The organism is Dyadobacter sp. CY343 (assembly GCF_021390335.1).
Classification (GTDB): domain Bacteria; phylum Bacteroidota; class Bacteroidia; order Cytophagales; family Spirosomataceae; genus Dyadobacter.
The window spans coordinates 578,009-590,572 of record NZ_JAJUXK010000001.1 but is presented as its reverse complement, the minus strand read 5'-3'; the positions used below and the strand labels follow the sequence as shown (position 1 = coordinate 590,572).

The window sequence follows — 12,564 nt, the reverse complement described above, 5'->3', positions numbered from 1 at the left end:
TACTAACTGATCCTACTCCAGTTCGTTTCTTCCTTTTTCAGATTGTCGAGATGCAATTTGATGGGCTGATGAGCGGGCTGGAGCAGATCAGGATCTCTTCCCAGAATATCCTCTGCCGAAAGGCGCGCTGCTTTTAATATCTCCCCATCCTGCGCCAGATTAGCTACCAGAAGATCCACAAGCCCACTTTGCTGCGTGCCCGAAATATCCCCCGGGCCTCTCAATTGCAGATCAACCTCCGCTATTTCAAAACCATCATTGGTGCGGCACATTGTCTCGATCCGCAGTTTCGTATCTTTTGAGATTTTATAATCCGTCATTAAAATACAATACGATTGCTCGGCGCCCCGGCCCACCCTACCGCGGAGCTGGTGAAGCTGAGAGAGACCAAATCTTTCCGCATTTTCAATGACCATCACCGAAGCATTCGGCACATTCACACCTACTTCAATAACCGTCGTTGCGACCAGGATTTTGGTTTCATGGCGCACAAAACGGCCCATTTCATAGTCTTTATCCTGCGACTTCATTTTTCCGTGCAGGATACTGATCGGGACATCGGGAAAAGATCTGGAAACACTTTCATATCCGTCCATCAGATCCTTCAAATCCATTTTTTCGGATTCTTCTATTAATGGATAAACCATGTAGATCTGGCGGCCTTTTGCAATTTCATCTTTGATAAAACCAAAAACAGAAGTCCGGTGCGCGTCGTACCTATGCACCGTTTTGATCGGCTTCCTGCCTGCCGGGAGTTCATCGATCGCCGAAATATCGAGGTCGCCGTAGAGTGTCATCGCGAGCGTTCTTGGTATTGGTGTAGCAGTCATAACCAGCATGTGCGGGTAAATGCGGCTGTTTTTGGCCCACAACCTGGCGCGTTGTGCTACGCCGAAACGGTGCTGCTCATCTATAATGCAAAGTCCCAGATTTTTGAACTGTACAATATCTTCCAGTAGCGCGTGCGTACCGACGATAATCTGCATGGAACCGTCGAGCAGTTGCCTGTGAATAACTTCTCTTTCCTTCTTTTTGGTCGATCCGGTGAGTTTTCCAATATTAACACCGAGTACTTCTGCAAATTTCTTTAAACCCTGGTAATGCTGATCGGCCAGGATTTCCGTCGGCGCCATTAAGCAGGCTTGTGCATCGTTATCCAATGCAAACAGCATACTGATAAATGCCACGATCGTTTTTCCGGAACCTACGTCGCCCTGCAACAAACGGTTCATCTGCTTGCCCGTTTTCAGATCTTCGTGAATTTCGTGGAGTACCCGGATCTGCGCATTGGTAAGCTGGAAAGGAAGGAACTGATCGTAAAATATTTTGACCAGATTGGTGTGACTGAATATCATTCCCGGATATTCGGTTTTGTGCAAAAGCTTATTCTTGATCAGCCGGAACTGATTGTAAAAGAGCTCTTCAAATTTTAGCCTCCGCTGCGCCTGGTGCAGCGATTTCTGACTTTCTGGTAAATGAAAATGCCAGAGGGCATCGGCCTTGGAAATGAGCCGGTACTTCTGGGTAAGGTCTTCCGGAAGCGTCTCCCGGATATGCGAGCGGGAGATTTCGAGCAGGCTCCGCATCATTTTACTGATCGCGCGGCTGTCGACGAATTTTCGCCTTAATTTCTCTGTAAGCGGGTAAATGGGCTGCCAGAATCCACCTCCCTGATTTTCGTTTGTGAGCAGGTCAATATCGGGATGCGTAATGCTCCACCGCCCGCCGAAAGACAGCGGCTTGCCGTAGACAATATATTCTGTATTAGCCCGCAGGCTTTTTTCGTACCAGTTAATACTCTGAAACCAAACAAGTTCCATCAAGCCGGTACCGTCAGAAAAGTAGGCTACCAAACGTTTCTTATTGCCTTCCCCTACGGTAGTGATTTCCCGCAGCCTGCCTTTGATCTGGGCGGCCGGAAGCTGTTCGTTCAACTGCGAGATCTGATGGAAAACGGTGCGGTCTTCGTGGCGGAAAGGATAATGCTGAATAAGATCGCCGAATGTAAAAATACCCAGTTCCTGGTTCAGCAAGGCAGCTTTTTGCGGACCGACACCTTTTAAAAATTCGATCTTGGTGTCGAAGAAACGTGTCCTTACTGATGAAATAGCGTCTGGCGTCATTGTTTCAAATATAGCGCCAAATCGTTAAAACGCGGATTAACATGGCGCAATATGTTAATCAAAGTTAATGTCGCACGATGTAGCTACTTTCTCGACTGACCGGCTTGGTTAACAACATTTGATTTACGTATTTCGTTGAAATTTAAGTTTCCCAATCACCTAATTCAATTTACTAAAATCTAAGTTTATGAAAACAACATTCTTAGCACTTTTCGTATCCCTGATCGCATTGACGACAGCCTGCGCACAAAGCCCGAGAGTTACAGCCGAAGGCAAAAATGTGAGTGTCGCTTACGGTCAACCATCTAAAAAGGGCCGCGTTCTGTTTGGAAAAGAAGGTAGCGAAAGCCTTGAAAAATATGACAAGATTTGGAGGACTGGAGCAAACAAATCCACTGAAATCACTTTCAAAAAAGACGGAACATTTGCTGGTAAAAGTGTAAAAGCTGGTACTTACAGCCTGTTTACAATACCTGGCGAAAAAGAATGGTCGATTATCCTGAACTCTGTTCTGGAACAATCAGGCGCTTATGATTACGAAAAAAACAAAGGCAAAGATGTTTTGAAAGTAACGGTACCTGCTAAGAAATACCCGACATCAGAAGAAAAACTGACTTTTACAGTGAAAGACAATTCAGTTGATTTTCAGTGGGATAAAGAAGGATTTTCAGTTCCTGTGAAGTTCTGAGGATTTTAATACAAATAAAAAACCGGAAGTTGGCCAGCCCAGCTTCCGGTTTTTTTTGCTATAAGTTCTCTCTTATCATATTCTCCAAAACCTGCAAATGTTCAGAGAATGCTTTCTGTCCCTGGTCGGTGGCTTTGTAGGTGGTGAGTGGCTTCCGGCCGGAAAACTGCTTCTGGAATACTACATATTTAGCCTCCTCCAACGCTTTCAGGTGAGAGGCAAGGTTGCCGTCGGTCAATTGTAAAAGGTCCTTCAATTCATTAAAACTGACAGAATCATTCACAACAAGTACCGACATCAGGCCAAGTCTGATCTTACTTTCAAAAACTTTATTAAACTTTTCTAACCATTCCATATTTACAGTTTCCCTCCTCCGCTACTAATTAGCCTGCATAAATTGCATTGCATCGCGGTTTCGCGTCCATACTGCCTCGTCACGCAGACTATTCGCCTGTACCGTCATGATCGAGGACACAACTCCCGTCCCGACTGATACCCAAAAAAATGTTTTCCAATTGTCCCGGCTACCCGAAAGCAACGAAATAACCGAACCCGCCGAGCCGGCAAGCGATATTACCAGTCCGATACTACGGATACGACGCGATTTCAAATAAAGATTTAGTCCCCTTTCCGAAACCAGAAACTCCTTCGCCAGCGCCCGCTGTCCCGAGTACACTACATTATTTTTAACAAAACTATTTCCTCCACGCAAATAAATGGTCTCTCTATCGTACCATTTCACCGCCTGCCTGGTGACACTGTCCTGCGCGAGCTGACTTTTCACCTGCGAAGCCGATCCAAACAAAATCAATACCAATAGGCATTTAACAAAAGTTTGTTTGCCGCCGGATTTCTCTCTATCATATTTATTATACATCGTTAATCCGTAAACGATATGCAGCACCCCAAAACCGATCGCCCAGAAGACAAGTGAATAGCCTGTCATAAATAGCGCAAGGCAACCAATTGCTATTTCCGACATGCCCAGATAAAATAGCTCCGGGTAGGTAAATCGGCTCGCATTCACGAGCGCAAGTCCGTAAAACAAGAGTGTAGCCGGGAATACCAGCCAGATAAATCCGTAATGCAGCATCGCCAGACAGAATACCCCGCCGGTACCCAATGGGATCAGCATACTGACGAGTAACCTCTTGGAACTGCCATTCCACAACGTCAGGCCCCTTTTCTTGCCTTTTCTAACCGACATTATAATACCGACCGTCAGCGAAAGTATCAAAACGATCAGCCCGTCGGCGAATAGAAATCCGATCAGACCTTCTCTGGAAGTACCATGGTATGCGCCCAATGGGCTTAAAATCTCTGCGAACCAGTCCGTTTTGTAGCGCAGGTAAGCTGCGCCTGCTCCTATCAATGCGAAAATTCCGGCAAAAACGCCGCTTAATCCACTCAGCGACAGAAATTTGGAAGATCGCTCCATCAAATCGCGGATCTCGTGGAGCGTATGTAATGAGTCCTGGTTGGAGTTCATAAAGGCTTAGAAGTATAGAATACTAGGCTGATAATCAGAACAATAATATGATTTTTGGCACGAAAATGATCCCGCCTATTATTACTGCGGATATTGCCAGGATAAGTACCCCGGCAGCAGCAGTATCTTTTACAACTTTAATAACCGGATGATAATCAGCTGATACCAGGTCGGCTAACTTCTCGATGGAGGTATTAAATGCTTCTGCGGCCCAGACCAATGCGATTTGAATAACGATCACGATCCATTCCATCGGTGATATGTGAAAACCCACACCAGCGATCACTACTGCGATGCAGGCAATCAGGTGGATCCGCGCATTGTTCTCATACCTGAACAGATTAAAGATTCCAGCGCCGGCAAAGGTGAAGCTCCGCAACGCTTTACGGATATCTACGGGTCCTTTCATTTTGTTTTAATTCTGCAAAAATGTGGAACGCAAAGTACAATAACATCAGCACGAACGAAAACGAGAGGGTGTGTTTTATCGCAAGCGGATTCTGTGCACTCTCTAAAATACCGCGGAGCAGCGAGCCTGGCTGAGTCAGAATATCCCAACTGTTCCACCTTCCGTACCGGCCCAGGTATACGCCGAATCCACTCAAAATCATCGCGAACAGTATCCAGGCCCAGGCAAGTTGTTCATTCCAGCGTTTTGTTACAATGCGGTGCACTATCCTGATACTGTACAGGCCAGTCAGAAAACCGGCAACTGAAAACGTGAAGATCATCAGCGAATCGTACCAGATCATATTGTCGGCAATGCCGCGAAGGTGTTTCAGGTCAGTGATGATGTAGGGCGCATTGGGGAAGAATAATAGCCAGACAAACAAACAGATAATCAGCAGCCAGAACGGTGCGTTTTGCCTGCGTTCCATTTCCCAGACTGCTTTGATGAAGATCAGCGGTACCCAGGCAAGGAACAAATTCCAGGCGAGAAAAATGAAATCCCAGTCATGGATCAGCATTCTGATGAGCAGGAGCGTCATCGCGGCGAATGAAACAAATGCAAGCAATGCGACTTTCTGATTGCTTTGAAGGTAGCGAGCCAGTTTCTCCATTGAAAAATGATTTTTATAAAGTACTTTGAGATACAAAGTAAGTTACAAAAAGTGAACTCTCCATGCATTACGCACGCAAACTCTTGAAATCCGTAGATTATTTTTTGTTGTTTTGCTCAAAGGCTTTCATCATAGCCCATTCGCGGCCGGCAGTAGGCGCTTTGAAGGTTTCCAGGCAGCCGCGATCCTGCAAAGTAATGTAGCAGGTTTTACCATTTTTACCGCCGAAGCAGATATTGGATACTTTTTTGCCTATTGTCTGAATAGTTTGGATAATCTTGCCTTCCGGTGAAAGTATCGCAACTTCTCCTTTCCCGTGGCGGGCAATGTAGAGATTTCCGTTTACATCGCAGCGCATTCCATCCATTCCGCCGTCTGCGAACTGATGCACCAGCTTTTTGTTAGTCAAAGTACCGTCCGCGGCAAGGTCAAATGACCACACATTCCGCTGTACACTCTCATTTACGTACAATTTCTTTTCGTCCGGACTGACCTCGATACCATTTGTGGTACCCATATTTTCAGCCACAAGCCGGGTTTTCCCGTCGGGTGAAACGTGCCAGATTTGGCCGGTTCCGTCTTTCCAGTTGGGATCGGAGCAGAATATATGTCCGCCAGCGGTGATCGCCAGATCGTTTGGCTGGTTCATTTTCGGTTCATTCGCAAACACCGAAATGTCTTTGGTAATCAGGTCGACTTTAAGAATATTGTGGCCTGTAAAATCCGCTACGAAAAACGTATTCTTGTCGGCAAACCGGATCCCATTGCCCGTACTGCCTTTTGGTAGTGTTACAAAAAAACTCGCGTTGCCTTTCTTGCTCATGATCGCAATGGTACCGTCGCGGGCGAAGTTGACAGCATACACATTTCCATCACTATCTACCGCCGGGCCTTCGCAATTACTGGTAAACTCGCCTTCATTAGAAAATTTCTTGCTTTTAGTTTGAGCAAAAGCTGATTGCAAAACTACCAGCGACACGATAATGAGCAGAGGGAGAGATTTATTCATCGGAATATTTGAAAACAAACAGTTACTAGTTTTTCCACTTGATCGCGCAGCCCACCGGTTTGGTAATGGTAGTAACCACCGGTTTTCCGCCGACCAGATTACTTACTGCTTCGTCCACATAAAATTTGGTTGCCCCGCCAGCGTCCTGCGGATTATCGTCTATCATTCCAATATACCGGACCACAAATTTGGCGCCGGTTTTCTGGATCACGAAAACCTGCGGCATTCTGCTCGCACCAAATGCCTTTGCAACCTGCTGCGAATCATCAACAAGATATGGATAACTGTAATTTTTTGCCAGCGCCCGCTCTTTCATTTTCTCAAAAGCATCGTCAGGGTGCGTGCCCGGATCGCTCGGGTTGATGGCGACGACAGGAAATCCCTGCGACGAGAATTTGTTATTTAATGCGATAATGCGGTCCTCATAAGCTTTCGCAAAAGGACAATGGTTGCTGGTGAATACCACGATAATACCTTTCACACTGCCGTAATCCGCTAGGGAAACCATTCCGCCATTTGTATTCTTCAACCTGAAACTGGCAACCGCATCCCCTATCTGATATCCGCCCTGGCTTTGCAGCAGCTCATTTTTTTCAGGATCGGGCACTATTCCGGCATTTGAGATATTAACCAATCCTATACATAGAATCAGAGAAACCCATAAACAAATTTTCATATTGTTCGTTTTAGTATTCATTCTATGCTTAGACGCACTTTTGGCATGAAAGTAACAATCTGAGAAGTTAAAGTTTGTTAAGCTAATAAATCTTTGCTTTGACAAAACGTTTACCCACCCCGTAATTATATAATAGTAGGATCTGTCGCAACGGGCGAGCCGCCTTCCGGGCCGATCCACAGATTTAACATAAAGACAATCAATGCGTCCGTTTCCCTATTTAGCATTCAAATTAAACAGAAAAGAACCGGCAGATCTGCCTAATAAACTCGCTAAAAGATTGTGTTTCTGTGATTAGCTGATTATCTTTGCACCTCATTTTAGAAAATCAGAATACTTAATTTATTAACATGTACGCAATCGTAGAAATCGCAGGTCAGCAATTTAAGGTTGAAAAGGGTCGCGAAATCTTCACGCATAGGCTTGAAGGTGACGTGAACGCTGCACTTGTATTTGACAAAGTCCTTCTCGTTGATAACGGAGGCACAGTACAGGTAGGACTGCCCCTGGTGGCAGGAGCCTCAGTAAAAGCAACTGTTCTTGAACACCTTAAAGGTGAAAAAGTGATCGTCTTCAAGAAAAAGAGACGTAAGGGTTACAGGGTTAAAAATGGTCACCGTCAGTATTTGACCAAAATCAGCATTGACGATATCGTAGCTTAATGCTTCGTTTTCTTTTCGGCAACGAAATCAGTGTTTAATCAATCAGGAAATAACAATTAAAGTTAAGATATCATGGCACATAAGAAAGGTGTAGGTAGCTCGAGAAACGGACGTGAGTCAGAAAGCAAGCGTCTTGGAGTAAAATTATTCGGTGGTGAGGTTGCCAAAGCAGGGAACATTCTTGTTCGTCAGCGTGGCACCAAGCACAACCCAGGCAAAAACGTAGGTATCGGTCGTGACCATACTTTGTTTGCATTGGTTGCAGGTAATGTGGTTTTCCGCAAAACCCGTGAAAACAGATCTTACGTTCACATCGAACCGATCGCAGTTGCTGCTGCTCCTGTTGAAGCTACGGCGGAAGCATAATTTCAGCTGAAAGCATTTAAAAAACCCGTTGGACCCAGTGTCTTGCGGGTTTTTTCATTTATATAAATCGGCGCCCGCAAAACCAAAAGCACACTTTGCTTGTTTGTCCATTATATCCCTTATTTCCATTATTTCAACTGACATGTTAACACGTCCTGTTTTTGTATATACCGAATTAAGCCCGAATCCAAACTCTATGAAGTTCGTTCTGAACTTTGAGCTTGTACCCGACGGACTTTCATTTGATTACCCTTCGCTGGAAGCTGCTTTGGAAGAAGAAAAAGCGTCTCCACTCGCTTCGGACCTTTTTCAGTTCCCACACGTGAAGCGCGTTTTTATAGCGAGCAATTTCATCACGATCACTAAGGATGAAAGTATTGCGTGGGAAGAGGTTTTGAGAGATACAAAGCAATTTATCAAGATCTATTTTGAAGAAAATCATCCTGTTTTTGAGCAAAGAACTATTGATAAAAATACAGTAATCGTCGACTCCCGCGATTCAGACACGGTTCAGAAGATCAAAGCTGCGCTCGACCAATATGTTCGCCCGGCGGTAGAATCTGACGGAGGCGCTATTAATTTCCATTCATTTGATGAAGAATCTGGCCGGGTTAAGGTATTGCTGCAAGGCTCTTGCAGCGGCTGCCCGTCTTCTACATTGACATTGAAAGCAGGTATTGAAAACCTGCTCACCAGAATGGTTCCTGATGTAAAAGAAGTGGTTGCAGAAGGAGTTTAAGCATTCAAATACGATAGTTATATAAACCCTGCCGAGAGACAGGGTTTTATTTTTTTATTAGTTTCGGGATATGAAGCCGCTGCTGCAACGATTTATTGAACGAATAGAAAGCCTGCAATCCAAAGGCGACGAGTTCTTCCCGCCCGGCATTTTTCCAGCAAAAAGGGCTAATCCGCTGATCGGTTACCAGAGGCCGGATACGACGATTTTCTTCTCGGCAATTAGCTGTTTCACACTGAAATCCATCCGTAAAAATGCAGATCCGCAAACCCAGGAACTGATAGACAGCATTTGCAATAAAATCATTGCTAATTATCCCGATTTCAGGAACAAGGACGGTTTAGACACCTATAATTTTTGGAAAACAAAACCTTCGAAGCATTTCCCCAACGGGCATATTTTCCACCGTTACGAGCATTTCCGCATTCCTGACGATATTGACGATACTGCATTCATTTACCTTACTACGGAGCGTTCGAAGGAGGAGCTGGTGTGGCTGAAAGAGAAGCTGGCGATGCATTCCAATGGTGCGAAACAGTGGATCCGCAATACCTATCCCGAGTACCGGCGACTGAAAGCGTATTCTACCTGGTTTGGTAAAAATATGTATGTAGAGTTTGATGTTTGTGTGCTAAGCAATATGTTATACTGTTTGTTTGACTCACAACTACCTTTGAATGAACACGATGAGGCCAGCCTGGAATATATCCGGTCTGTTATTGCGACTGATCGCTATCGCCAGGTACCTTTCCGCTGTGCGCACCAATATCCCCGCACTCCACTGATTATCTATCACGTCGCCCGGCTGATCGCTGCGTTTTCGCCGCCTGCGTTGGAGTCTGTGAAAGCGAAACTGATCCGCGACACGCAGGATTTGCTGAGTACCACGACTTCTGACATGGACAAAGTGATCCTGAGTACCGCATTGCTCCGGCTGGGAGAAAAGCCCGCGCGCGTGCCGGTGGAGAATTTCACTGCCAAAAATTTCGACGGGTTCGTTTTTTTTATAGCGGGCCTGCTTACAGCCTACGAAAATCCGCTGCTCTACAAAATTTCGGTGCTCCCGCTTTTTCACATGTACTGGCTGTGTGAAGCCCATTGCTGGACCTTGCTGGCTGAATATGAAACGGTGTGGGCAATATCCGAAAATGTGAATGCGTAATAGAAACAAAGCAGTATTAAAAATGTCAGATTCAACCATATCGTTACAGGTTCGACAAATTATCCCCGAGGTTAACGACGCGAAGACTTTTGTCTTTGAAAGAACCGACGGCCAGCCGCTGGTGTACCAGGCGGGCCAGTTTTTAACCTTCCTCATCAACCTGCACGGACACGAGGTGCGCCGCTCCTATTCCATGAGCTCCGCGCCCGGGGTGGATCAATTTCCAGCAATTACCATAAAACGCGTCCCGAACGGAGAGATTTCCAGGTTCTGGATTGATTTGGTTCAAGAAGGAGAGATTTTTACCGCACTGCAACCTTCCGGCCGGTTTGTGCTGGAAGACTCGCTTCCTGTTGAACGTGATATAGTTTTGATCGGAGCGGGAAGCGGCATTACGCCCCTTTTTTCTATTTTAAAACAGGCCCTTACAAAAGACGAAAGATCGCACATCACGCTGATCTACGCCAGTCGAAATATCAGAGATACCCTCTTCTCGCATGAGATACTGAAATGGCAAGACAATTTCCCCACACGGTTCCATGTAATTCACGTGCACAGCCAGCCTTCGGACGAATGGAATGGGATTCGCGGCAGGATCAACAATACGCGGCTGGAACAGCTCGTCACCAAATCTTTGAAATTCGACAGAACGGACGCGCGATTTTTTATTTGCGGGCCGTTTGACTTAATGCGCTCGGCAGAGATCACGCTGCATTTCATGGGTTTCAGGAAAGATCAGATACGCAAGGAAAACTTTGTGATCACCTCGCCTCCGCCGCCCCCACCCGATTCTCATCCGCACAATATCCTATTAAACTTTGGCGGGCAGCTGCACCGCTTGCATGTTCCCGCGCATTTCACTGTTCTCGACGCTGCGCTCAGCCAGGGTATTAAGTTGCCTTACAGCTGCAAAGGAGGCCGCTGCTCGACTTGTGCGGGCATTTGCAAGAATGGCAAAGTTCACATGAGCGTAAACGAGGTACTAACTGACAAAGATCTTGCGGAAGGCTGGATATTGACCTGCTCGTCCTACGTGGACACTGACGATGTGGTGATTGAGATCCCGCATCAGTAAAATCGAAAAAGCGCACACAGCAATGCGTACGCTTTTTCAGGATTTAGGATTAGTGGGTACTTTGGATTAAAAAAACTGGAAAAGGTTAAAGGTGGTTTTAGGACTGAAATTTCTACTGTGAAAGATTAAAAGACTAGAATAATCTTTCATTGCTTAAAGGTTTTACAAAATTAGTTGGAAAATTAAATTAACAAAGCAATTTTACACAAAAAGTGTTCGAACACGCATTAGAATTTGCTTAACGTTATCGTACACGATTTAATAAACAGAGCCAACTTTCCTTTCACAAGAACAGATGTAGATATCAACCGATATAAAATTTATTATAAATAAGCTTCGAATAGTATTGTCGCGACTATCCTTTCCGTAAGTATTATTCTGGCAAGTGATGGTAATTATTACTTTTGCTTGCTTTTGCAAAAAGCAATGACCTCCAAAAGATTGTGAAAAAGAAAATTGTAAGAATAAAAGACATAGCTGAAAAGGCACAAACCTCCAAAGGAACAGTTGACCGGGTACTTCATAACCGTGGGCGCGTGGCAGACGATGTTAGGGAGCGGATTTTGGGTATTATCAAAGAGCTGAACTACGAGCCGAATTTTATAGCGCAGTCCCTCAAATCGCAGAAAACCTACAATCTGGCTGTCCTCGTCCCTGATCCCGAGCTGGATCCGTATTGGCAGGCTCCCAAGATTGGACTTGAAAAGGCTGAGAAGGAGCTGCGGCAATATGGCGTGTCCATTACGCAATTCAATTTTGACCCGCACGACGACCAGTCGTTCATCTCCCGCGCGAAGGATGTGACAGCAGAAAAACCCGACGGATTACTTATCGCGCCGGTTTTCTATAAAGAGGCACTTCCGTTTTTTAAGGAATGGTTTGAAATGGAAATTCCTTATGTACTGTTCAATACGCAGATCGAACACGTGAATCCACTGTGCTATATTGGCCAGGATTCGTACCGAAGCGGGTCGCTTGTTGCGAAGATCCTGAGTTTTGGGCTGCAATCGTCGGGTACTATTCTGGTTGCGCACATCAATGAGGATATTTCGAACTCGGCGCATTTGATCACGAAAGAAGAAGGTTTTAAAGACTATTTCAAGCACCATAGCGGCGAAAAGAACTTCAATATTGTCAGTCAGGAAATTCATTTCGCGGAAGGGTCCAGCCCCGATGCTGGACTGGATGAAATCAGGAAGCAATATCCCGACCTTAATGCGATTTATGTTACTAATTCAAAAGCATTTGAAGTAGCTGCTTATCTTGAAAAGCGCAAGTTGAAGGATATTAAGCTGGTAGGATACGATCTGGTTGAGCGTAATCTGCATTTTCTCAACAAAGAGGTGATCCACTTTCTGATCAACCAAAACCCGCTGGGTCAGGGTTATTGGGGTATTCACCAGCTCGCCAATCATTTGGTATTCAAAAAAGAAGTTGCCGCGATCAAGTTTTTGCCTCTGGATATTATTACAAAGGAAAATCTGGACTACTACCTCGATCCGCAATAGGAATTG

14 protein-coding genes are annotated in these 12,564 nt (G+C 45.3%); 7 read left to right on the top strand and 7 right to left on the bottom strand.

Annotation, left to right across the window (positions count from 1 at the left end):
• Nucleotides 1–2 precede the first annotated feature (2 nt).
• Complete coding sequence (gene recG, locus LZG94_RS02350) at nt 3–2,123, bottom strand: ATP-dependent DNA helicase RecG (RefSeq protein ID WP_233790365.1); 2,121 nt, start codon at nt 2,121–2,123, stop codon at nt 3–5.
• A gap of 187 nt (nt 2,124–2,310) precedes the next feature.
• Here recG and LZG94_RS02345 point away from each other — a divergent pair, with 187 nt between their 5' ends.
• Nucleotides 2,311–2,811: a DUF2911 domain-containing protein gene (locus LZG94_RS02345; RefSeq protein WP_233790364.1), complete on the top strand. Its 501-nt coding sequence runs from the start codon at nt 2,311–2,313 to the stop codon at nt 2,809–2,811.
• A 58-nt stretch (nt 2,812–2,869) separates the two neighbouring features.
• Here the strand turns inward: LZG94_RS02345 and LZG94_RS02340 are convergent, their stop codons facing one another.
• From LZG94_RS02340 to LZG94_RS02315, 6 genes are all read right to left on the bottom strand, one after another.
• Nucleotides 2,870–3,166, bottom strand: a complete 297-nt coding sequence (locus LZG94_RS02340) for a transcriptional regulator (RefSeq protein ID WP_233790363.1) — start codon at nt 3,164–3,166, stop codon at nt 2,870–2,872.
• A gap of 24 nt (nt 3,167–3,190) precedes the next feature.
• Entirely contained in the window at nt 3,191–4,300 is a 1,110-nt protein-coding gene (locus LZG94_RS26445) for a hypothetical protein (RefSeq protein ID WP_310589845.1), read from the bottom strand.
• A gap of 34 nt (nt 4,301–4,334) precedes the next feature.
• Complete coding sequence (locus LZG94_RS02330) at nt 4,335–4,709, bottom strand: diacylglycerol kinase family protein (RefSeq protein ID WP_233790362.1); 375 nt, start codon at nt 4,707–4,709, stop codon at nt 4,335–4,337.
• Nucleotides 4,684–5,361 (bottom strand): DUF1361 domain-containing protein, encoded by a 678-nt coding sequence (locus LZG94_RS02325; protein ID WP_215233726.1) that lies wholly within the window; start codon nt 5,359–5,361, stop codon nt 4,684–4,686. Before LZG94_RS02325 ends, LZG94_RS02330 begins: the two co-directional genes overlap by 26 nt.
• Nucleotides 5,362–5,458: 97 nt before the next feature.
• A complete protein-coding gene (locus LZG94_RS02320; RefSeq protein ID WP_233790361.1) occupies nt 5,459–6,370 on the bottom strand; it encodes an SMP-30/gluconolactonase/LRE family protein in 912 nt (303 codons plus the stop codon).
• Nucleotides 6,371–6,395: 25 nt separating this feature from the next.
• The gene (locus LZG94_RS02315; RefSeq protein WP_233790360.1) at nt 6,396–7,046 is read right to left on the bottom strand and encodes a thioredoxin family protein; all 651 of its coding nucleotides are present in this window, start codon (nt 7,044–7,046) and stop codon (nt 6,396–6,398) included.
• Between the two features lie 350 nt (nt 7,047–7,396).
• Between LZG94_RS02315 and rplU the strand changes: the two genes are divergently transcribed.
• The 6 genes from rplU to LZG94_RS02285 all read left to right on the top strand — a co-directional run bounded on the left by rplU (nt 7,397) and on the right by LZG94_RS02285 (nt 12,558).
• A complete protein-coding gene (gene rplU / locus LZG94_RS02310) occupies nt 7,397–7,708 on the top strand; it encodes a 50S ribosomal protein L21 (RefSeq protein ID WP_215233729.1) in 312 nt (103 codons plus the stop codon).
• Between the two features lie 72 nt (nt 7,709–7,780).
• The gene (rpmA, locus tag LZG94_RS02305; protein WP_233790359.1) at nt 7,781–8,074 is read left to right on the top strand and encodes a 50S ribosomal protein L27; all 294 of its coding nucleotides are present in this window, start codon (nt 7,781–7,783) and stop codon (nt 8,072–8,074) included.
• 142 nt (nt 8,075–8,216) lie between these two features.
• Nucleotides 8,217–8,813: a NifU family protein gene (locus LZG94_RS02300; RefSeq protein ID WP_215233731.1), complete on the top strand. Its 597-nt coding sequence runs from the start codon at nt 8,217–8,219 to the stop codon at nt 8,811–8,813.
• A 70-nt stretch (nt 8,814–8,883) separates the two neighbouring features.
• A complete protein-coding gene (locus LZG94_RS02295; protein ID WP_233790358.1) occupies nt 8,884–9,975 on the top strand; it encodes a hypothetical protein in 1,092 nt (363 codons plus the stop codon).
• Nucleotides 9,976–9,997: 22 nt separating this feature from the next.
• Nucleotides 9,998–11,050: a ferredoxin--NADP reductase gene (locus LZG94_RS02290; protein WP_233790357.1), complete on the top strand. Its 1,053-nt coding sequence runs from the start codon at nt 9,998–10,000 to the stop codon at nt 11,048–11,050.
• Between the two features lie 443 nt (nt 11,051–11,493).
• On the top strand, nt 11,494–12,558 hold the full coding sequence (locus LZG94_RS02285) for a LacI family DNA-binding transcriptional regulator (RefSeq protein ID WP_233790356.1): 1,065 nt from the start codon (nt 11,494–11,496) through the stop codon (nt 12,556–12,558).
• Nucleotides 12,559–12,564: the final 6 nt, after the last annotated feature.